Source organism: Trichocoleus sp. FACHB-40 (genome assembly GCF_014695915.1).
Classification (GTDB): Bacteria; Cyanobacteriota; Cyanobacteriia; order Cyanobacteriales; family FACHB-T130; genus Funiculus; species Funiculus sociatus.
Map to the genome: position 1 here is coordinate 54,122 of NZ_JACJPF010000024.1, position 21,904 is coordinate 76,025.

General features: G+C 44.2%; 22 protein-coding genes and 1 tRNA gene. 11 read left to right on the forward strand and 12 right to left on the reverse strand.

All coding sequences use genetic code 11. The features are described from left to right. Positions 1–214: 214 nt before the first annotated feature. Positions 215–1,078, reverse strand: coding sequence for an ADP-ribosylation family protein (locus H6F63_RS01300; RefSeq protein ID WP_190634209.1), 864 nt, complete (start codon positions 1,076–1,078; stop codon positions 215–217). 418 nt (positions 1,079–1,496) lie between these two features. Between H6F63_RS01300 and H6F63_RS01305 the strand changes: the two genes are divergently transcribed. Continuing rightward, the gene (locus H6F63_RS01305; protein WP_190634210.1) at positions 1,497–2,675 is read left to right on the forward strand and encodes an MFS transporter; all 1,179 of its coding nucleotides are present in this window, start codon (positions 1,497–1,499) and stop codon (positions 2,673–2,675) included. Between the two features lie 65 nt (positions 2,676–2,740). Here H6F63_RS01305 and H6F63_RS01310 read toward each other — a convergent pair whose 3' ends face one another. Then, positions 2,741–3,481 carry a MerR family transcriptional regulator gene (locus H6F63_RS01310; RefSeq protein WP_190634212.1) on the reverse strand — a complete coding sequence of 247 codons (741 nt, stop codon included), beginning with the start codon at positions 3,479–3,481 and terminating at the stop codon, positions 2,741–2,743. A gap of 661 nt (positions 3,482–4,142) precedes the next feature. Here H6F63_RS01310 and H6F63_RS01315 point away from each other — a divergent pair. Then, positions 4,143–4,385, forward strand: a complete 243-nt coding sequence (locus tag H6F63_RS01315; RefSeq protein WP_190428018.1) for a hypothetical protein — start codon at positions 4,143–4,145, stop codon at positions 4,383–4,385. 158 nt (positions 4,386–4,543) lie between these two features. Then, a complete protein-coding gene (locus H6F63_RS01320) occupies positions 4,544–5,011 on the forward strand; it encodes a DUF4829 domain-containing protein (protein ID WP_190634214.1) in 468 nt (155 codons plus the stop codon). 56 nt (positions 5,012–5,067) lie between these two features. Here the strand turns inward: H6F63_RS01320 and H6F63_RS01325 are convergent, their stop codons facing one another. The 4 genes from H6F63_RS01325 to H6F63_RS01340 all read right to left on the reverse strand — a co-directional run bounded on the left by H6F63_RS01325 (position 5,068) and on the right by H6F63_RS01340 (position 9,540). Beyond that, positions 5,068–5,559, reverse strand: a complete 492-nt coding sequence (locus tag H6F63_RS01325) for a hypothetical protein (protein WP_190427808.1) — start codon at positions 5,557–5,559, stop codon at positions 5,068–5,070. A gap of 122 nt (positions 5,560–5,681) precedes the next feature. Then, positions 5,682–6,464: an alpha/beta hydrolase gene (locus H6F63_RS01330; protein WP_190634216.1), complete on the reverse strand. Its 783-nt coding sequence runs from the start codon at positions 6,462–6,464 to the stop codon at positions 5,682–5,684. A 429-nt stretch (positions 6,465–6,893) separates the two neighbouring features. Then, on the reverse strand, positions 6,894–8,906 hold the full coding sequence (locus H6F63_RS01335) for a family 10 glycosylhydrolase (RefSeq protein ID WP_190634218.1): 2,013 nt from the start codon (positions 8,904–8,906) through the stop codon (positions 6,894–6,896). 58 nt (positions 8,907–8,964) lie between these two features. Further along, the gene (locus tag H6F63_RS01340; protein WP_242019456.1) at positions 8,965–9,540 is read right to left on the reverse strand and encodes a hypothetical protein; all 576 of its coding nucleotides are present in this window, start codon (positions 9,538–9,540) and stop codon (positions 8,965–8,967) included. Between the two features lie 387 nt (positions 9,541–9,927). On the opposite strand from H6F63_RS01340, the gene H6F63_RS01345 reads away from it, so the two are divergent. From H6F63_RS01345 to H6F63_RS01365, 5 genes are all read left to right on the forward strand, one after another. Further along, on the forward strand, positions 9,928–10,716 hold the full coding sequence (locus H6F63_RS01345) for a class I SAM-dependent methyltransferase (RefSeq protein ID WP_190634220.1): 789 nt from the start codon (positions 9,928–9,930) through the stop codon (positions 10,714–10,716). A 109-nt stretch (positions 10,717–10,825) separates the two neighbouring features. Further along, complete coding sequence (locus H6F63_RS01350) at positions 10,826–11,173, forward strand: cupin domain-containing protein (RefSeq protein ID WP_190634223.1); 348 nt, start codon at positions 10,826–10,828, stop codon at positions 11,171–11,173. A gap of 67 nt (positions 11,174–11,240) precedes the next feature. Continuing rightward, the gene (locus tag H6F63_RS01355; RefSeq protein ID WP_190634225.1) at positions 11,241–11,726 is read left to right on the forward strand and encodes a hypothetical protein; all 486 of its coding nucleotides are present in this window, start codon (positions 11,241–11,243) and stop codon (positions 11,724–11,726) included. Positions 11,727–11,976: 250 nt separating this feature from the next. Continuing rightward, complete coding sequence (locus H6F63_RS01360) at positions 11,977–12,717, forward strand: alternative oxidase (RefSeq protein ID WP_190634227.1); 741 nt, start codon at positions 11,977–11,979, stop codon at positions 12,715–12,717. Between the two features lie 297 nt (positions 12,718–13,014). Further along, positions 13,015–14,349 (forward strand): hypothetical protein, encoded by a 1,335-nt coding sequence (locus H6F63_RS01365; RefSeq protein ID WP_190634229.1) that lies wholly within the window; start codon positions 13,015–13,017, stop codon positions 14,347–14,349. A gap of 160 nt (positions 14,350–14,509) precedes the next feature. Here H6F63_RS01365 and H6F63_RS01370 read toward each other — a convergent pair whose 3' ends face one another. Next, complete coding sequence (locus H6F63_RS01370; RefSeq protein WP_199297519.1) at positions 14,510–15,583, reverse strand: hypothetical protein; 1,074 nt, start codon at positions 15,581–15,583, stop codon at positions 14,510–14,512. A gap of 404 nt (positions 15,584–15,987) precedes the next feature. Between H6F63_RS01370 and H6F63_RS01375 the strand changes: the two genes are divergently transcribed. Further along, a complete protein-coding gene (locus tag H6F63_RS01375; RefSeq protein ID WP_190634386.1) occupies positions 15,988–16,350 on the forward strand; it encodes a hypothetical protein in 363 nt (120 codons plus the stop codon). Positions 16,351–16,383: 33 nt separating this feature from the next. Here H6F63_RS01375 and H6F63_RS01380 read toward each other — a convergent pair whose 3' ends face one another. After that, positions 16,384–16,524 (reverse strand): hypothetical protein, encoded by a 141-nt coding sequence (locus H6F63_RS01380; protein WP_190634232.1) that lies wholly within the window; start codon positions 16,522–16,524, stop codon positions 16,384–16,386. 136 nt (positions 16,525–16,660) lie between these two features. On the opposite strand from H6F63_RS01380, the gene H6F63_RS01385 reads away from it, so the two are divergent. Beyond that, on the forward strand, positions 16,661–17,431 hold the full coding sequence (locus H6F63_RS01385) for an EcsC family protein (protein WP_190634234.1): 771 nt from the start codon (positions 16,661–16,663) through the stop codon (positions 17,429–17,431). Between the two features lie 223 nt (positions 17,432–17,654). Here the strand turns inward: H6F63_RS01385 and H6F63_RS29740 are convergent, their stop codons facing one another. Continuing rightward, on the reverse strand, positions 17,655–19,289 hold the full coding sequence (locus H6F63_RS29740) for an adenylate/guanylate cyclase domain-containing protein (RefSeq protein ID WP_242019458.1): 1,635 nt from the start codon (positions 19,287–19,289) through the stop codon (positions 17,655–17,657). Further along, on the reverse strand, positions 19,259–20,083 hold the full coding sequence (locus tag H6F63_RS01395) for a rhodanese-related sulfurtransferase (protein ID WP_190634235.1): 825 nt from the start codon (positions 20,081–20,083) through the stop codon (positions 19,259–19,261). Before H6F63_RS01395 ends, H6F63_RS29740 begins: the two co-directional genes overlap by 31 nt. A 171-nt stretch (positions 20,084–20,254) precedes the next feature. On the opposite strand from H6F63_RS01395, the gene H6F63_RS01400 reads away from it, so the two are divergent. Beyond that, positions 20,255–20,327, forward strand: a tRNA-Ala gene (locus tag H6F63_RS01400). A 104-nt stretch (positions 20,328–20,431) separates the two neighbouring features. Here H6F63_RS01400 and H6F63_RS01405 read toward each other — a convergent pair. Further along, positions 20,432–21,505 carry a site-specific integrase gene (locus H6F63_RS01405; protein ID WP_190634237.1) on the reverse strand — a complete coding sequence of 358 codons (1,074 nt, stop codon included), beginning with the start codon at positions 21,503–21,505 and terminating at the stop codon, positions 20,432–20,434. A gap of 16 nt (positions 21,506–21,521) precedes the next feature. Next, positions 21,522–21,776, reverse strand: a complete 255-nt coding sequence (locus H6F63_RS01410) for a hypothetical protein (RefSeq protein ID WP_190634240.1) — start codon at positions 21,774–21,776, stop codon at positions 21,522–21,524. Positions 21,777–21,904: the final 128 nt, after the last annotated feature.

Sequence of the window (21,904 nt, forward strand, 5' to 3'; positions counted from 1 at the left end):
AACTTTAGCAACACTACTAGCAATCTACATCCGTCCCCTGCCGTGAAGGGTTAGGCTGTCTAACATTAGAACCATTCATATATGCCTAAAGGAATGGTACTTAGTTAAGGCTGTGGTCACACACCAGTCAGTAGACAACTGGAATGTTCTCTTCGTGGTGAGAAGAGTCAGTTCTGATTTGATAATGCTATGAATTGAGTAACTGGCTCAACCGTTAGACGGTGTCATTCCCAGGACTAATACGTGCCAGATGGTTTTCAAGTAAATCTACCCAACCATTTGAGCGATTCTGATAATGAATATCGAGTAGGCGAATGAGTTCGTATCTTTCCAAGGTAAGGTAAGCTCCTCTGAGCAACTTGTAGGCTCTCGATGAGTGTTCTTCTCCATACCAGTACCATAGGGATCTCCCCTTAGCGAGAGCTGCTATAGCTTCTCCCTGAGTATCAGGATTGAAATTCTCTGGTTTTATTACACTAAGACCTGTATCAGAAAACAAGCCTTCTGGTCTGTCTTCATCAACCAATAATGAGCTTTTTGCTAAGAACTTTTCAAACTCAAAGCGAAACTGGAGAATATCTTCTATTTGTCTTTGATAGTCTGCTATTTCTTCAGAATCATCACTTTCTGAGATCCATTCTTGGCAAGACGAGGTTCGTTCATCACATCTCGAAAGAATAGCATCGAAGAGACTCTTGTATACTACAATTTCATCCCCATCATTGTTGTAGTAGGACGCTACACCACGGAACCCCCGTGTTGGTTCATCCAGCAGCATTCCCCAATGTTCACCATCACACTCACCTGTTAGGCAAGTAAAAAACTCAGGAACATCTCGATAGTATCGATAATGTAGTAAGACATGAGCGATAAACTTGGCATCTAATAAATCATCAAATTCTAAAATAAGTTCAAGTGGCCCGGCTGGGTAAAGCCCGATAACGCTCAATGCCATTGATTTGTCATCACTTTGTGTGCGACTAATCATGAACTCATGTACGCCAAAAAGCGCATCAGGAAATTCAACATCGTACAACTCTTTTAGTTTCTGCTGATACTGCTCTTTCGACCAACTCATAAGTGTTGCAACTATATTCCTTACAAGTAGTGCAGTCTAACTTACTATTGAGCCGCATATCACATTATGGGCTGTAATATGCTGCACCAGGGCGGTCTAACTCTAGGAATTTAGGGTCAATGGCTGCATTGAAAGCGGGATAACTCCAATATGTAAATTTTTGAATCTATAGAATTTCAACCCATCAAAGAAAATCTCTTCTAGTTTGCCTACAATGGGTTACAGACGTATTTGCAAGTCCTTTCTTGCCCTTCGCTTCTATGATTTTTCCTCCCTGGTAAGCTTCTAGAACCCAATCCAACCAGCGATTCGCCTTACAACTAAGGTGGAGAAGTTGTTCGTGGATTCCCCCTCCCCTCGCCAACGCCGTGAAGATGCTGCGCTGGTGTTCAAATTTTGAGGATGGGAGAATTTCACGATGTCATTGGATGGTAAAAACAAAACGACCAGGACTGTCATTCTATTAACGATGATCTTCCTGGTGATAGAATTATTAGACGAACTGGTGGATGGAGTCCGGGGTGCTGCGTATCCATTGATTCGCAATGACCTGCATCTTTCCTATGTGCAAGTTGGACTGTTACTGACGATACCCAATACAATCAGCAGCCTGATAGAGCCAATTCTGGGAATTTGGGCAGATATCGGTCAGCGACGGCAATTAATTTTGGGGGGAGGCGTTGGTTTTGCGATCGCATTACTCCTCATTTCCCTCAGCTATAACTTTTCCTGGCTGTTAGCAGCCTTTGTGCTGTTTTATCCAGCATCCGGTGCCTTTGTCAGTCTTTCCCAGGCGACGCTGATGGACATGGAACCGACTCGCCACGAACAAAATATGGCACGCTGGGCATTGGCGGGTTCTGTCGGCAATGTCCTTGGGCCTTTGGCTTTAGCGGGTGCGATCGCATTCCATCAAAGTTGGCGGAGTGTATTTTTAATATTGGTGGTACTAACGGTATTACTTGTAGGGATGTTGTGGAAGTATCCGTTTGCAACTCCAACAACATCTTCTCAAGTTGATGAACGTGTACTTAGTTTCAAAGATGGCGTCTGTAATGCCATCAACGCATTAAAACGACGCAAGGTGCTACGTTGGCTAACCTTGTTGCAATTTTGCGATTTGATGTTGGATGTTCTGCGTGGCTTTTTGGCACTGTATTTTGTTGATGTAGTGGGTGTAAACAACACTCAGGCAAGTTTTGCTCTCACGGTCTGGTTAGGGTTTGGCTTGCTAGGAGATTTTCTTCTCATTCCCTTACTAGAGCGGGTGCGAGGATTAGATTATTTGAGGATTAGCGCCATCCTTGTTTTGTGTCTTTATCCAGCTTTTTTGGTTGTACCCAATATCAATATCAAGTTGGTCATTCTTGGCTTCCTGGGCCTCCTTAATTCGGGTTGGTACTCAATTCTCCAAGGGCAATTGTACACAGCGATGCCGGGTCAGAGTGGTACCGTCATGACGCTGGATAACCTGGCGGGTTTCGTGGGTGGTTTAGCTCCGTTGGCGCTGGGTTTGGTTGCTCAACAGTATGGTTTGCAACCGACGATGTGGATGTTGCTTGCAGCACCCATCGCCTTACTGATTGGGCTTTTTTGAATTCTTTACCACTGGCAGGCGTTGCATTCATTTCGCAGTCTTGCTAGTGGTAATTTGATATTCGGCTATTCGGGTTGCTTCAGGGCTGATCTTGCTTTGTTCATATATTCCATCAAAGCTGAATCCATCGCGCCTCGACTGACAACTTCGACGCCTTCTTGCTGATACATCTGGCTAAGCGATCGCTCAATTCCGGCATCGCCTCCGGTAAATTCTTGAATCAGTTCTTGTGAGCGTCGAGCTAATGCCTGCACTGCTTCACTGCTTGGGTCAATGCCGTTTTGCATTGCAGTTCGAGCTTGATCGATCAATTCTTGCCATTGAGCTTCAACCTGCCGAATCCGTTCTTCACCCAGCATTTCCCGCCGTTCTTTGAGATAGTCTAGCTGTTCTGGGGTGTAGTAGTTTTCTACCATCATCGTGACCTCGATTAATTGAATAAATTCTTGGATAGAGATTGTTTCTGCGGATTGCAGATGAGCAGCGATCGCTTCCAGTCGCGCATAAAGCTGCTGCTGTAACTCCATCTGCTCCTTCAACCGGGAGAGGTGCAGTTGCACCACATGCTGAGGCGAAAACTGACTTTGCTCCAGACACTCTCGGATTTGTTCCAAGGAGAAGCCAATTTGCCGTAACGACACAATTTGCTGTAACCGGATGATGTCATCTTCGATATACAATCGGTAGCCTGTTTCCGTCCTTCGAGAAGGCGAGAGCAATCCAATCTCGTCGTAATAGTGCAATGTCCGAACGGAAACTCCTGTCTGTTTTGCCAGATCACCGACTTTCATTGCAACGGGTTGCATTTCTTTCCTCCTTGCCGCTCCGAGACAATTCCAATTGATAAATTCATGGTAAGAGCCTCACGTTGCGTGAGAGTCAAGGGGAAAAGCAAACAAATTAGCTATTGCATTCGTTACCCTGAAGAATGTACAGTGCCTCTTTATTCGTTAAGATGCCAAATTAGTGTGATTGGGGGTGTGAAACTTGGCTTTTCTAGCGTTTAACTCCAAGTGAGTACAGGTAACTTACAAGCAGAGCATCAACCTAAATTGCTGTAAGCGTGCAGCGATCCGGCTTGCGTGATGACACGAACTTGTCCCGATTTCATTTAATTCGGCACTGTACAGTCATGACTTATCTGCCGCTTCAAGATTATATTTTGCTCAACTATTACTAAGTTATAAATAAGTTTTGGATGTCAACCCTACAAATGTTTTAACGCTACTCTTTTAGGCTTTTATTCCCCTTCATCTACCTAGCGAACTACTTTTTATCATGCTAGGTACTGAAAAGCCATAATATAAATTTTAATTTTGGCAAAATATGCTTTAATTTGTAAAGGTTGCGCGAAACCGTTGCTCTATCAGTAGAACAAGCCTGGTAAGCTCATAGAGACAATGTTTAAGCTGCGGATCAAAAACCTGAAAGCGTTGTTAAAGGACAATTTTTTGACAAAATATGATGATGAAAGATAAACTCCTCAATTGGCTAAACCTGATTTTAGTAGCTGATGTATTCTTAGTATTCCTAAGCTTTGGATGGTTAGCGATCGCAGTCTTCGGTCACTCGGTCGGAGTTCCCCTTGGACTCGATTTATGGTACAAGCTTTGGCAACCATTGTTTACCCCAGCGCTTGGCGTTCTCATGGGAGGAGCAATTCTCAGTGCGTTGGTTAGCCAAATTTCCAAGCGACTGAACTCCAACTGAAGACGGGGAATGGGGAATGGGGAATAATTACCCATTATCAGATTAAAAAAATCACCCAATCGGGCGATCCTATCGTGCGAAGTCATCAAAAGGTCAGAGAAGCGAAGCTAGAGACAACAGAGGATTTACTTGTTTCTAGCCTCTAAAAGCCGCGAACTATGAAACGCGCAATTCTAGCGATCGCAACCTTGCTTCTGACCTCCAGTATTATCGCACCAGTGCAGGCGCAAACAGTTGAAACCCAATCTTCCAGGGAAATTGCTGCTGGTTTAACTCTAGCGCGTGCCGAAAGCGTACTGCAAAAATATTTTCAAGCGATCGCACTCCGAAACTATCAAGAAGCTTACAATCTGCTTTCTCCCCGCTATCGGGCGCAGATATCCTACGAGCAGTTCGTGAAGATGTATCGAGACTACATCATCAAAGGTGTCAGTATCAAGTCTGTGCAGCTAATGCCGGAGTTCTCGGCTAACAACGGCCACAAATTTGCTGTGGAGTACAGCGCCTCCTATATCCAGCCAGTTTTCTCTGCCAGTGATCAGGAGTTGCCCGAAGTTTACACCTTAGTTGCCCCGAACAGTTCAATTGGTGAATGGCTGATTGATGGTATTGGTACAGCCCCATAATCGATTTTAAATAAACGTAGGCTGGTTTGAGGGGAGTATTACTTGCTATATAACACTTAATACTCTTCATCAATTTGCATTTCTAAAACCCCCAGTTCGGCACGTCGCTGACTCAGTTCAAATTCCAAAGATTGAATTATTCTCAACAATTCCTGGCGACGAATTTCTGCACTTGTTTCCTGTATTTGCATATAAGCTTCAATATCAGGCCACAACTGCACTGCCCAATCTTTAGTAGCTGTTTTCAGTTCCCTAAAAACTTTAACTTCGGCATTCGGCTCAAGTGCAAAAAGGGCATATAATTGCACCTGATTTCCCTGCTTGCGTCCCTTCTTTTCGCAGAACAGATAAAGTCCTGGTTGTTGATAAGTTACCAAGTCGATTTGACTTACAAACGACCCTTCAATGGAATAGCCATCAGTCCGCGTCTTATCAATACCATCAATAATTTTGCACCAATTACCTTGGCGTGGCTTTAGGGTACTTTCCCATAAACCGGGCGCATTAAGAAAAGCACTTCTTATGCTAACTAGAACAGCTTCACTCATGGGGTTTGTATGTCAATACTTCTCGGTTAGAAAAAATTGTAGGTTGGACTCGTGTGCCAGCAAAACCCAACAAACCTAATATTAGTGTTGTGTTTCATTACCTCAATTCAACCTACTTGCTATTAGTTGAGATTTTCAATTTTATCAATAAATTTGAGAATCATAGATGCAAATTTTTCGGGGAAAAAGAGTACCCATTCGTGATATACTTCATCCACGACAATTAATTGCGAATCTTTGATATTTTGATAAAATTCGTGAGCAAATGAAACGGGAGTAAGCAAATCGTTCTTACCCCACAAAATTAGACAGGGTGATTCAATACTTGCCAACAGTGGTCTTAGGTCTTTTTCTATACCAATAAATCCCATATTTATAAGATTTTGAGTATTGGTAAAGCTGTTATAAAACAAGTTTTTAAAAACCTCAATCACAGGTTCAACCTTCATTTGCCACATTTGTGCAGGCATCTCAATTGCCCTTTTTGCAACAACTTCCAGCACGGAACCCAGAGGAATTCCCGTACTATCTGCTATTGTGAGACTGCGAACCATAGATGGCATTACGGCTGCCAATGCCATGCCTATTGCTCCGCCTTCGGAATGCCCAAGTACATGAACCTTTTTCAGATTCAGCGCCATTAAAAAATCAATTAATACCCGCCCATAATCTGTGTAATCTTGGATAATTTCAGGCGCGGTTGATTGTCCTAAACCTGGTAGTATAGGCGCGATAACGTGATAACGCTCCGATAAAATATTTAAGCTGGCTTGATAAGGTTCAACTAATAAACCCCAGCCGTGGATAAATAGTATAGGAGATAATCCTGATGCTACCCCTTTTTCAAAGTAGGTAATGCAACATTCCCCTAAATTAACTTGTTTTTCGATAAATTGTTGCTCCATTGAATTATCCTTTAACTTGTTGAGATGATTTTTAGGTAAATAGGTCGAGAAGCAATACTTCTCGGATAAGCGACAATTTGAGATCAAGTAGGTTGGGCCTGTGGGATAGCGAAACCCAACAAACCTAATATTATTTAGCATTGGGTAACTCTCACCTCAAACGCCACGCACCCCCGCGCACGGGGCTGGCTCCCCAACCTACAATTTTTCCTAACCGAGAAGTATTGGGTGAGAAGCAGATTTTATATAAGTTAACATAGTTGCCTAGATTTCTATTCTGTCTGAAGTTTGAATACCCAAGAATATGCAGTGTTCTCAATAAATGGAGGCACCTCTTTATCCTCATTCCCAGACCGCAGTCTGGGAATGAAAATAACATAACCATTTGTCGGGTGAGGTGCCTCAAACAAAGCTATAAACTACAAGTTCTTAAGTGACGGAAACGAGAACCCCTCCACTTTCATTTGCCATTTTGTCCACTGCGCTTAAGGCATATTTTCCTGGTTCCAGAGTGGCAAATGTGGTTCCTGCTGGAAGGATTCTTTGTAGCGTCCAGGTAGAACCATTCTGTTTATAAAGTGTCCAAGAACGAATATCGGCATTGGCAGCATTCCATGTTAGTTTGCCATCTTTCACCGCTACTCCGGCTGGGGGGGCTGGTGGTATTGTGTCTCGCCATGACATATTAGGAACGAGTGCTGGTTGGGTATAAGTTGAAGTTTTGAAGTTGTCGTAAATGCCCTGACGATTTTGGTTGAAAGCTTGCATACTGAAGAAGATATTCCCCAGTGACAAGTTATCACTCAAGTTGCGGGTAATTTGAACTTGCTTTTTAATCTCGTCAAGTGTCCAAGCTTTTCCGTCCAGCTGTCCTAAATTGTTACCTGCGTAAATGTGTCGGTCTTTGGGGTTGTTATCAGTCCACCACTTGAGTAAGACGGGGTAACTCTGGGCGGTTTGGTCGGTGCGCCAGTAGAGTTGTGGGGCTAGATAATCTATCCAACCTTGTTCTAGCCATTTTTTTGAGTCGGCATAAAGTACGCTGTAGGCATCTAGTCCTCTAATCTGCGGCGGTTGTCCGGGGCGATAAATACCAAAGGGACTAATACCAAATTTGACGTGGGATTTTGCTGCTTTAATGCCTGTGGAGAGGCGTTGAACCATTTGATTGACATTTTCTCGCCGCCAGTCGCCCAAGGATAGTTTTCCGCCACTCGCCTGATATGCGGCGTAGGTTTTGTTGTCGGGGAAGGATTTGCCTTCGATGGGATAGGGATAGAAGTAGTCATCTAAATGGACGCCATCTATGTCGTAGCGACGCACTACGTCGAGAATTACGTTGTATGCTCTGTCTTGAACTACTTTTAATCCGGGGTCCATCCACAGCTGATTTCCCCAGGGGTAAACGGCTTCGGGATTGGTGACAGAGATGTGAGGGCGGACGTTTGGCGGTAGCTTGGCGCTAACTTTGGCGCGGTAGGGGTTGAACCAAGCATGAAGTTCAATGTTGCGCTGGTGGCTTTGGGCGATCGCATACTCCAGAGGATCGTAAAATGGGTTTGGTGCCTTTCCCGGCGCTCCTGAGAGCCAATAGCTCCAAGGCTCTAATTGCGAAGCATAAAAGGCATCCCCTTCCGGTCGTACTTGCAAGATTAAAGCATTCAGCTTCATTGCTTGCATCCGGTCTAGAATTGCTCTTAATTCGGCTTTCTGTTGTTCAACGGGCAATCCCGGTTTGGAGGGCCAGTCACTGTTCCAGACTGTTGTTACCCACGCACCCCGAAATTCTCGCTGATGACTAACTTTAACTGTTTGCGGTAAAGTTCCCGGTCTTGGGGGAACGACGATATGGGGAGATGCAATTGCCGGAGCTTCATCTTGATACACTAAAGCTTGATAGATAAAAGCTGCAACATCAGCGCGAGTTGCTGCACCATTGGGATTTAGTAATTTTATATTCGGGTAGTTAACTACCATTCCCGCACTGGTAGCTACGGCTATATCATCTGTTGCATAGTTCGGAATTTGAGCAGCGTCTAAATATATTTGTGACAGTGATGTTTGGAGGTGAGGCTTTATATTGGCGGCAACTTCTAAGCCACTGGCTAGGGAAACTAAAACTTCTAGCTTGGAGATTCTGTTTGTCGGACGAAAGGTATTATTAGGAAAACCGCTGATAAATCCTCTTTCGTAAGCATTTACAATTGCCGCCCCTGCCCAGTAGCCAGAGGGAACATCGGCAAAGCGGACATATTTTCGCTTTACAGGTCTTACAAAGGCCTTGCTAATGGTAGTAGCAAATTCAGCGCGGGTCATTGATTGATTAGGGCGAAAAGTGCCATTGGGAAACCCGCTAATGATGCTACGTCTGGCGAGGGCTTCGATGAATAAACGCGCCCAATGATCTTGAATATCAGAGAATTGAGGAGGAGATGTAACCATAGTTTTTGCTAATTGCTAATGGCTAATTGCTAATTGTTTAAGATTTCTTAGCTGTTAGCTAGTTCAAAATTTGTTGCAATTCTTCGGAGATAACTTGCCGTTGTTCGGCATCATAACCCCATTTTGCTAAAAAAGGTTTGTATTCGCCTTCGCCAGTGATGGCACTTTCGAGCAAGCTTTGAGCCTGTTGGTACACTTGGGGAAGTTTAACCAGTTCTATGATACGGGCAGTACGCGATCGCACTCTATCGGAACCCTCAGCCATCTGGTGATTATCATTGCGACGATGGGTAATTGCCATCGTCGCAGACATTGCCAGATTTTTCACTAATAATTCGGAAACTGTGTCTGGATTTGATTGCAATGCCTGCACGACTTCCTGACTGGGATTGTCTGCAATTGTGCTTTCTGATGTTAGATAGTTGACAAAAAAGCCTCTGGCACCATTTTTAGTTTTCACTAATTCTGAGATTGCGGCGGCGATCGCGTCTGGCGATAATTCACCCGCTTGCATCCTATCGAGAATTGATTGGGTGAGGGCGATCGCTTCCTCAAATGTGACTGTTTCTGGAACTGTAAACGCAAATTCGCTCATCATCGTGCCTGAAACTCTTTCTCCTGCGATGATAGCCAATTTCGGGTAGTGCTAGAGTACCCATTCAGTAATTCTCAAAGAACTGCTCCCCAACCGGGTTGGTTCAGGGTGGTTTCATACAACCCTTAGAAAATATCGAAAATTGTGACATTTTGTAGGGGCATGGCAATGCCCCTACAAAATGTCAACTTAAGCCCTGGCGACTGGAAGTCACGGCTAAACAAACTCAGTGGGACTACCCTTTGGGAACGCTAAAGCGAACGCGGACTGACTACTTATCAAGGTTCTTTTAACCCGCGCAGGCGGGTTTTGTTTGTGTAGCTGCGGTTTCAACCGCCAAGCTAACTATAAATATGAGCTGGCTCATATTCGCACTCTTGAACCTCTGTCAGAGTGGAGATATCAGCAATCGGGAGGGTCAAGGATATGACCAATACTACTACCCTCAATTTTAAAACGGCTCCGGGGCATCAAGTTTTAGCAGCAGCTGGGAAGAAAATGTTGCGTCCGGGGGGAGGAATTGCCACAGAGAAACTGTTTCAATGGGCTGACTTCAAAGCAGGTGAGACAGTTCTAGAGTTAGCTTCTAGTTTTGGCTACAGCGCGATCGCATTAGCCCAAAGCTACGGCGTGCGAGTGGTCGGTGTGGAGAAAAACCCCGACAGCGTGGCGTGTGCGCGTGCCAACATTGCGGCGGCGGGTTTGGTGGGTCAGGTGGAGGTCATTGAGGGCGATATTTTCCGCCTGGATGCAATATCTGAGAAGTTTGATTACGTCTTAGCAGAAGCAATTCTGACGATGCAATCTCCATCAGGGAAGGCTAAAATTCTGCGTTCCATCCACGACCGCCTGAAGCCGGGAGGAAAATTTCTCTCTCATGAACTTTTAGCACGCGATCGCGAAGAACAAATTCACCGCGATTTAGCGCAGGTAATTCGCATGAATAGCACACCTTTATCAGAAACCAATTGGATAGCTGCTTTTTCCAGTGCTGGGTTAGAGGTACAGCAGCATCAAACTGGATCAATGGCATTGCTAAATCTGCGGCAAATGTTGCGGGATGAAGGGTTGCTAAATACGGCACGTATTTTGTGGAATGTGTTAACTAAACCTGCTATTCGCAGCCGAGTTCTGGAAATGCATCGCGTTTTCAGTCAATACCAGCAAGAGTTGGGATATATCGCTGTGTGCGCGCAGCCGGGGACTAGGGACTAGGGGCTGGGGACTAGGTAACATTCTTCCCAATCCCCAATTCCCAATCCCCAATCCCCAATCCCCATTCTTTGTTCATTAACCAAATCAACTATCAGGTGGAAAGTTAATTATGGCTTCTATAACAACAAACAGTACATCTTTCGTTAGTAATCTTCGAGAGCAGATTGAGTATCCAAAATCCGGAGTTTTGAGCAAGGTACTGATAAAAGACAACAACTGTCAACATACGCTTTTTTGTTTAGCAACCGGAACTGAGATTGCCGAACACACCTCAACTCGCAATGCCACAGTTACGGTTATCGAAGGACGAGGAATTCTAACTTTGGAAGGAAGAGAAATCCCCCTCCAAGCAGGTGTATTCGTCTTTATGCCTGCTAATGCCCCCCATGCTTTACAAGCTCAGGAAAATCTAGCGTTTTTGCTAACACTTTCTGAAAATCCTTCACATGAAAACTGAGGTAGCTCATAGTTGCCAAGTCTTCTCAAACACCATAATATCTGTAGTAGCAAACCAATAGACAATCATGCTTAACACTTTTACTGAACACCTCAATTTCTCCCAAGCCGAAATAGAAAAACTGCTTTCATTACGGTTGCAGGAGTTACTCAACACACCTAATTTTAAGGAGAAACTCGATAGTTTGAATATTGGGTTGCTGCAACAAACTTTACCCACCGCCGCCGCCGTTTTAGCCGATGAATTGCCACCCTTTTATAATTGGCTGAAAAACGAATTAGGACTAAAGCGCGTTCCAGATAGCCCTGACCATACTACCAAATGGGTTGTTAATTTTCTTAAACAGGAGGAAAGTCTGACGCGCTTGGTGGAACTGCATCGTCCAGTTCCGCGTCCAGCTTTGGAAGCCTCAATTCCTCGCTTAGTGGGGTTGTTTGACGATGTAGAAGATGCCCAAGTGCGTCAAGAATGGCAACAAGCGATCGCAGCCCTTTGTCTAGTTCTAGTTGTCGCCGCCCGTGAAGAGGCTCAGTCTCGTTTAGTTGCTGTCTAATTTTTGTTTAGGACTGTTGCACTGGTACTTTTTCCACCATTTTTCCCTCAATCTGCATCAGCCGAAATAGAGAGATACTATTAATTTAGTCTCTACAATCTTAGGGATGGTGTGTCGTGCGATCGCAAGTCTAATTACTATCGCCCTCTATTGTATAAAATGTACCATTTCAGGATTAGTTACTTCTGAAGAGGGAGGGCGATAGTAAATCCCAGGATTTCCATAAAGAAAAGAGTAAGAGGATACTAAAATGATCAGACTCCTCGTGAATTTCCTAGAAGCACTGTTGAACACTTTTTATCGCACTCGTGTATATCCGCGATTTTTTGTCTTAGAAACAGTTGCTCGCGTTCCCTACTTCGCCTACACCTCAGTTCTGCACCTGTATGAAACTATGGGTTGGTGGCGTAAGGCTGACTGGCTAAAAGTTCACTTTGCCGAATCTTGGAACGAATTACATCACCTACTAATTGCCGAGTCACTTGGCGGTAATCAATACTGGATTGATCGCTTTGTTGCTCATACGGGAGCCTTCGTTTACTACTGGATTATTGTCTTGGTATATATGGTGTCTCCCCGGTCTGCTTATAACTTCATGCAACAGGTGGAAGAACACGCCTACCACACTTATGACACTTTTCTGAAAGAGCATGGCGAGGAACTTAAAACTTTGCCAGCCCCAGAAGTAGCCATCGATTACTACCATAACGGCGACCTGTATCTATTTGATGAATTTCAAACTATGCGCGATCCCCAACAACGTCGTCCCCACATCGAAAATCTTTATGATGTGTTTTTTGCTATCCGAGATGACGAATTAGAACACGTCAAAACAATGATTGCTTGTCAGCAACCCGACGCTCAACAAACTTTCCAAAGTCCTCACAGCGCCAACAAACTACCTCTACCGGAATCAATTAGAGCTGCCATTGACGAGCGTACTGCTAACATTGCACAGCAGGCAGAAAAAGAGCGAGTAGAAATGTCGTAATTTTTGCGCTCAGAGCGATGACAATCTTTCTTTTTACGGTGAGGGCAATTATTGCTGTCTTTCCCTTTCCGGTTCCTACAACTAAAGCAGAATTAACTTGTAATGCTCACTCTAGCGGTACCAAGCCCTAACGCTAACTCCTTCTAATTCATCGGATGGCCCAACCTTAATTAAATAAGGTTGGGGATTTATATATATATCTGTTCAATTCTGCTGTGGATTTCACCAAAAACTTTGGTGGGCAGAATCCACTGTTTTCAGCTAGGCTAAAGAAATAGATTGAGAGATTAAAGTAGAATGTCTACAGATAACAAATTATACACTTTAAAGCTTTTGTTTGATAATTCGCAAGTTTCTTTGGAAGAACTTAAACAAAAGACCGAGGAGGTACTTCAAAAATTCCTCCCCAACGATATCAATTTATCAGTAGAAGCTAACTCCACGTCTTTGAAGTTGATAATAAAAGGAAAACTAGAAATTGTTGATGATTGTCATGACAAAATAAATAAGAAACTTATTGGAGAATCTCAACTTAAATGCAAGCGTTTACTTGATGAGGTAGGTGATGAGATACGACAGCAAGCATATCCCATCTTATCAGCTATAGAGCAACGCTTTCGAGTATTTGTTAGCCAAGCTCTCATAGAAGTTTCTGGATTTGATTGGTGGCATACTACAGCTCCTGCTAAGCTTCAGAGTAAAGTCCAGCCAATTCATGAGAAGCATCAGGAAGATGGTATACCCCTCGATCCTTTAGAATGTACTCAATTTGATGAATTAATTGAACTTATCACTGCTGAAACATCCGAATGGTCAGAAAGCAGAGGACTAACTGTAAGCGATCTTACCGAGCTACTTTTAGATTGTGAATCACTTGAAGAAGTCAGAGCTAAACTTATAAATAAAACTAAAAAAAATGTATTTTGGGATGCTTTTGCTCAGTATTTTGAAGATAAAAAACAATGGGAAAAACTTAAAAAATCCATCAATTATGTAATAAATGAGCGTCATAAAGTAATGCACCATCGACCGATACGTTTTGGTGCAATCAAGGCTTTACAGGCTAAAAAAAAAGAAATTTTTGCTTTACTTGATGGCGCTAAACCTGAGTTGTCTGAGACAGAGCGTATAGAAGCAAAACAGGATATTCAAGAAGCCTGCAAGAGAGGGCTAGGGTTGGGAGAATATATACAAGCATCTCCACTGCCAAAAAATATTATCGAACAAATCCAACAAGCTGTACTACCGTCCGCACTGCCAAAAAATATTATCGAACAAATCCAACAAGCTGTACTACCGTCCGCACTGCCAAAAAATATTATCGAACAAATCCAACAAGCTGTACTACCGTCTCCACTGCCAAAAAATATTATCGAACAAATCCAACAAGCTGCACTACCGTCCGCACTGCCAAAAAATATTATCGAACAAATCCAACAAGCTGCACTACCGTCTCCACTGCCAAAAAATATTATCGAACAAGCTGCACAACAGCAGCTCTCTGGGCAGGAAATTTTAGGATTACTGAAACCAAAAAATAAAAAATCAGAATTGAATGCTAAACCAGAAGTTGAACAGGAGGAATATCCTAACTTAGATATAAACAATGAGGATGATAATTCTAAGCATTGAATCATTGAATTATCATACCTAACATCAGCGGAGAGCGCGATCACGCTTCTCTGTTCAGGAATGATAAACGCGATCGCTCCCACCGTTTATTCAAAGTTGGGGAGTTTTTGGTAGGAGCCGAGCGCGTATAAACTGATATTTGAAAAAGAGCGATCGCTTATCACAAAGGGTCAAAATTTAAAATTGTTTCCTCAATGTTTTGGGTAAATTTTACCAGTTCTTCAGTAATTCCAAAAAGTTTATCAGCACGGATGAAGATTTCCCAGGCACGAACGCACATGAAGCCGATACCAATCACTGCAAGAGGAACGGCAGCGTAACCAAGTAGAGCAGCAATTGGTGGGAAAAGCATACAGAGGCACATCAAAATAGCTGTAATTACACCACCAGCCACTCCAGCTTCTGCTGTTGCAACTCCAACGTTACGAATTAGCTCTTCTTGCGTAATTTTTCCTTCAGCAAAGGACAGTGAATTTTCTAAAGTTGAGAATACAAGTTCAATAACCGCTGCTACCAAAGCACCTTGAACAGCAGCTCCAATCACTTGCTCTACACTTGCTTTGAAAGCTGCATCGCCAAGCACTTTACGTGCTGCTGCAAGTTCTTCAGAAGTCATATCAACTCCACCACGAGATCGGTTGATTCGGAAGTTCTCGAAGATGCCATTTGAAGCTTCTTTGCCTCCACCGTTAACGTGCGCTTTTATATGGCTCCAATCTTTATCGTTACAAAACTCGCGAATCGCTTCATATCCTTGAGCGCGAATTTGTGCTGGAATCGTCTCATACACTTTGGCAGCTTCTTGAACATTGCGAATGCCTTCGCGTACTCCAGCTCGCGCAAATTTCAGTTGCAAATTGCGAGGTAAGCTTTCAAATTTAATGTTGTGAGCAACTTTGAATGCCTCGTGTGCAGCAATTGTTGCAGCACCAGTGACTGAGCTAGAAGCCTTTTGAGCTTCAATAATTACATTACTCGCAGCTTCTTGGGTTGTTGAGACCGCCTCTGATACTGCATTTTGGGTAGCTGACGCAATCTCTGATGCGGTTTCTTGAAGTGTAGAAGCTATAGAAGTGACTGAGTTGGAAACCTGTTGAATTGCACTACTTGTAGCCTCTTGGGTTGTTGAGAGTGCTTCTGAGACTGCACTTTGAGTAGTGGATACAACCTCTGATGCGGTTTCTTGAAACGTTGAAGCTACAGCTTCTATTTCCTGAATGTTAATTTTGAACATCTGTTTGCTTAGTACAAAAATTCCCTAGATAACTACTAGCCATGACCAGGTTCCGTACAAAGCAGCTCAGATTTAATGGACGGGATCGCCTCTTAAATTCCCTGGAACTACTGTGCAATTACGCTCTAGCCTTGTAGCATTCAACATGAGTTAGCTCTATTTAAAGCTACTATTTCTGAAGTCGTCAATGACGGCAACCCAAACTTCATTAAAACTTCTAAAATATTGAATTTTGTAAGCAAATTTTTCACATAAATAGAATCTGCGTGAAGCGAAGCTATCCCGCAGGGAATCGCATCTTCCCTCTTGTGCAACGATAAACGCGATCACACTTTATCCAGCTCTCGACTGAAGGGGAGTACCCACGGTTGTTATAGTTATCTCAAAGCCTCAGAGAGATAATGATGCAAATTACGCTCGATCTCCCCGAAGAATTGGTATCGCAACTGAATTCGCTAGGAGACAAACTACCACAAATCCTGGAATTGGGACTGCATGAGTTGAACGCAAGTTCTCAAACGGGTTTTGCAGGTGTAGCCGAAATATTGAAATTTTTAGCAACACTTCCCACACCCGAAGAAATTATTGCCCTGCGTCCCTCCGAAGCACTGCAAGCTGAGATTAGTAGCCTGCTAGAGAAGAACCGCGCCCAAAGTCTAACGCTTGCTGAAGCACAGAGTTGGGAACAGTATCAGTACCTTGAACACCTAATTCGGATGGCGAAGGCGAAAGCATACCTAAAACTCAAGAAATTGAGTCAAGGATGAGCAGTACATATATCCCATCCGCACGACGACGCCTCATTTACGATCGTGGGAAAGGATGCTGCGAATATTGCCGGATTTCGGAAGGTGAGCATAACCGATCGCATCTTCCCTCCTCTGCAACCATAAATGCGATCGCACTTTTCCCTCTTCTACAACGCTTCCGCGCGATCGCATTTTCTCCTCTGCATTAAAGGAAAGCGATCGCTCTATGTCATTAGCCAGAGCATCAAATTACTATCAGAGGGTAGATAATTCCTTGGTGTTATTGAGTGTAAGTTAATTAAAAGATGTAAAAATATTAACTGAAACTATGCCAGTAAAGAACAAACAAGGTTCATCCACAGACCAAATGAGTGAAGCGATCGCTACAGCAACTCAAATGGCTGCTTGTGCGGCTAAGTGGGGTTCTAATGTAGCAATGGTTACAGCAGAAGAAATTACAAATACTACCACTGCTGTCAGCAAATCGGCGGTACCTGCGGCTGTGCAATTCGTGGAGCAGGGGACGGAAACGGTAGGCAGAATCGTTACTCCTATCGCTGAAAATCCGTTAATCAAATATGCTGCCAAAGTACCAGGCATTAATGTGTTAATGACTGCCCTCGGTCAAGTTGATGTCGAGAAGGCTCAGAATGAGGTAGACAAGCTGCGACAAGAATATCCTTTAGAAAAACCTGAGCAACTGGCTAACCGAATTATGGTCGATACTGCCCTAAAAGCGGGGGGAATTGGATTAGCTACTAACTTTTTGCCTCCTTTAGCGCTTGCTTTGTTCGGGATCGAGCTAGCTGCGATCGCAGCACTGCAATCTGAGATGATTTATCGCATTGCTGCGGCATACGGATTTCCGCTAAAAGATCCCACACGCCGGGGCGAAGTCTTGGTAATTTTCGGTTTGTCTGTGGGAAGTTCTGGAGTCCTCAAAGGCGGGCTGAGTTTTGTGGAACTCATCCCTGTAATCGGTGCTGTGGTTGGAGCGTCGAGTAACGCTAGTTTGATTTACTCTCTAGGATATGTTGCCAGCCGCTTCTATGAAGCAAAGAGAAATTCTGCTGCAAGTAGCGTAGGCTCTAGCAGTTAATCTCAGCAGTAATGTTGTTGCTTCCTATCGTACTGGTTTCTCTGGCGTGAGGCGATCGCAACAATAGGGACAGGAAATGTCTTCTTGATAATGAGGGGAAGTTTTTTCAGCTTCCGAGATGGGATACCCGCAACTGGGACACATTTGGTGAGTTCCTAGCGAATACCGCCAATGCAGAATAAAGTAACTCTCCCACTCTTACGGGCAATAACCTTTGCTCTCACTAAGCCCCAATCCTTGTACTTGCAAAGGAGCCAACGAGCCAATATGTCACCATTTCTCCCTTCCCTTTGACCTTGATAGCGCCTCGTTTCTGGAACACATACTTATCCTTGAGTCGCTCATAGGTGGCTTCCGTCACCTGAATGCTTCCTGCTTGGCCGGAAGACTCCATGCGCGAAGCAATATTGACGGCATCTCCCCACAAGTCATAGATAAATTTCTTCGTGCCAATGACTCCAGCGATGACAATGCCTGTATTAATGCCAATGCGGATTTGAACGTTCACACCTCCTTCAGTTCGCAAGCGCTCGATCGCAGCTTGCATTGCCAGTGCCATATCTGCGATCGCTTCGGCATGATCGGCTCTGGGAATTGGTAGCCCAGCGGCTACCATGTAGGCATCGCCAATCGTCTTGATTTTTTCTAATCCCAACTGTTGAGCCAGTGCGTCGAAGGTGCAAAAAATCTGATTAAGTAAATTAACCAGCTCAATCGGTTTTAAGCGAGCCGATAGGGGCGTAAACCCAACAAGATCGGCAAACATAATTGTCACCTCGTTGAATTGTTCAGCGATCGCACCTGGATTTTGTTTGAGCTGCTTAGCGATTGCCTCTGGCAAAATATTGAGCAATAACTGTTCTGACTTTTGCCCGGAGTCCGCCAGTTCCTCTATGGCTTGTTCGAGTCGATCGGATTGTACCAAGATCGATTTCTCAAAAACATCAAGCAACTGCGTCAAAGTCGCTACCTGGGATTTAAGCTGCGCTATCTCCCGCTCAGTGTTTCTTGTGAATATTTGCCCACAGGGCGTAGCAGATTCATCTTTTTGAGCGAAGACAGCTCCTCGATCGAAAGGCAGCAGTGCTGTCTTTACGTTCAGCGCCAGAGTGCTGAACATTTGAGCTGTGCTGTGAGGAATCTGGACTTTCAAGAACATGATGATTGCAAACAGATTGCCCGAAGGTAATAGACCACCAAACCCCAACACAGCCTTGATTCCGAATGGAATCACAAAGGAGTCCTGGGCGGGAATATAGGGGTTGCCAATCGCTTCAGGCACATAGAAAACGTTGTATTTCCTCTGCTCGATTTCTACTAAAAGATTCGGGTCAGGGTTGATAACTGTTTTTATATCTAAGCCAAGCTGTCTGATGAGTTGTGAGATCATCGGCATCTTTTCAACTACAGATTCGCTTGCCAGTGGAATAGCTTTGTGTCCAACGGATGTGTGTCTTGAGTTCCATTCCGTTTGTTCTCCTACCGTTGCCAGTGCAGTCATGCACTTCATGGCAGGCAAAGGGGGATAGTCGCCCAACATACTACGGGCATATTCGGCAAGTTCGGCTTCTAAGTCTTCATAAGGGTGAGTTTTGAACAAACGGACGAGGGCGCAAGATTTCTCACCAGTTGGCTTAGTACAGAAATTTTCGTAAAAATACCTAACAATTCTGTTACTCGCCTCTTCCATACTTTCAGCCCCCAAGCCGAACTGGCGTAGAGCCAACCCGCATTCCACCATGTCCCTTAAAGTGAATCTCGTCAAGTCGTACATCTGACTTCCTCGTCGATTTGGAAATTGGGGTGCTGTTGAATACCGCTCTTGTGTCAAACTGGGCGATCGCAACAGTAGGGACAAGAAACATTCTCTTGATAATGAGGTGAAGTTTTATCGGCTTCCGAGATAGGATGCCCGCAACTTTGGCACATTTCATGAGTTCCTATCTCCAAACCCTCACGTAAAGCAACACGTTGATCGAAGACAAAACATTCCCCTTGCCACAGACTTTCTTCTGGGGGAACTTCCTCTAAATACTTGAGAATACCGCCTTTGAGGTGATACACCTCTTGGAAGCCTTTAGCCATCATGAATGATGTCGCTTTTTCGCAGCGAATGCCGCCAGTGCAGAATAAAGCAACTTTTTTATGTTTGCTGGGATCGAGGTCGCTGCGAACATAGTCGGGAAATTGGCGGAATGAGGCAGTTTTGGGATTTTGCGCTCCTTGAAAAGTACCAATCGACACCTCATAATCGTTGCGGGTGTCTATAATCGTTACTTCTGGATCTGAAATCAGTTCGTTCCACTTCTTCGGACTGACATAGGTGCCGACGCGATCGCTTGGATCAATTTGAGGCAATCCCAAGGTGACAATTTCTTTCTTCAACCGCACCTTCATCCTGTCAAATGGTGGAGAATCGGCATAAGACTCTTTATGCTCTAAGTCAACCAGACGGGGATCTGAACGTAAAAACGATAGCACCGAGTCAATTGCCTGACGCGATCCTGCAATCGTCCCGTTAATGCCTTCTGCTGCAAGCAATATCGTCCCTCTAATACCCTGTGCTTCGCAGTGCAATAACAAGGGATATCGCTTCTCGGCAAAGTCCGGCAACTTGACGAATTTATAGAAAGTTACAACAACTTGGCTCATTTTCCCCCTCCACCCGAAGGAGTAGAAATATTTTCCTCTAGTTTCCCATCTAACCTAACAAAGGAAGCTTTACGATGGCTTGCGTCTAGATATTTTTTCCTTTACCCCCTTTACTCATCCAAAGATATGAGCTAATATAACAAAAGTGGGTTTAGTTCCTACTGAAATTTCGGGGGTTTAGCTCAGTTGGTAGAGCGCCTGCTTTGCAAGCAGGATGTCAGCGGTTCGAGTCCGCTAACCTCCATTAGTTTTACAAGAAAAATACAATTCTATGTACCAATTTTAGGCGCTTAGGATTCATTGTCTGGCTGTCGTACATAGATTGGTACACAAAATTGGTACGCGGGGCTAAAACATCTCTGGTAGCTTAGGGCTGCTCTGCAAGTGTCCCGCGTAATGTTCAAATAAAACTTTAGGGTTATGTCCCGTCTGTTGCGCGATAAGCATTGGGCTGATGCCCCGCTCTAGGGCATGACTAATGAAAGTGTGGCGGGTGCTATAGGGCTTCCGGTGGGGAATATTTTGATCTCTTAAGACTAAAGACCATCTTTTATAAAAACCGTGTTCGTCAATGGGCTTGCCGTTCCAAGTAAAAACAAGCTCACTAGCGCTTTGAAGCTTCAGGGATGTCAACATTTCGGATAAAGACTCTGGTAGCCAGAGGGTTCTGGTTTTCCTATTTTTAGGCGGTTTTCTCTTTCCCTCCCTGGTTAGCTGTGATGTGATTGCAGCCCGATCGCATTTTTCATTCAGATCGCTCCAACGCAGCCCTCTAGCCTCTCCGGTTCGACAACCTGTTGCAAAGAGAAACCGGACGAAAGGGAGGAGCTGAGGATACAGGTTTCTAAAACCCTCAAATATAAGCTCAACCTCATTACTGCTAAAAGGGGTAGGGCTTTCTTGCGCTGGTGGCTTAATTAACTTAGCTACTTCAGTCCAGGGATTCTCGGTTACATATCCATTGTCAATTGCCCAATCCCAGCAAGCCTTAATTGCCTCTAATTTACGCCGCTGGGTTTCTGATCCGGCTTGTGGTTTGAGCCATCCTGCAAATTGGATGGATTGATTTTTGGTGATACTACCAGCGGGGGTATCGCCAAAATACTCTAGTATCTTTTTCGTCGGTTTATACCATTTAATCGTTCTGGCATCGCAGAATCTAGATTTATATTCCAGCCAATCTGTAAACAATTCTGCACAGTTTAATTGAGCTAGTGGCTTTTTCAAGGAAGGGTGAGGCTTGTATCTAGAAAGTGAGGAATCAAAATTCCCATCCTGAATATCAGCTTCAATTTGCAAAAGTACCCGATCTGCTTTAATGCGGTTAGATTTGCTTTCTTTTAGCCCTAGCGAGAGGCAATGCCGTTTGCCTTGGTAAGTGAATCTAACTCGAAGCCATCCTGCGTTAGATTCAACCTTCATTGCCGACCCTCCAAACTTAGTGAATTTGTTCAACGTTGTAATAGAAATCTTTGTACAGCCACTCCTCACAAGTGTCTGGCTCAAACTCGTAAAACTCTGTGTAATTCATTGATTGAGCGGCAGCCCAAAGCAGATATTTATTTCCAAGTCGTTTGGGAATTATCCAGTCTCCTCTGGATCGGGTAACGTACAGAACCCGACATCCATCCGATGTCTTGAAATAAACGTAAGGCAATGGTTCTGAACTAGCCCACCCCGCTGCTTCCCACATTGGCCGGTGGAATGAATCCGCCCATTTCACAGATAGATAGGATAATCCCTCAAAATTAAGTAATCTAAATTCGTAGGGCAAGGGCCAGGGTTTAACCCACCAATTGCAGGTATCCCAATTAACACAAG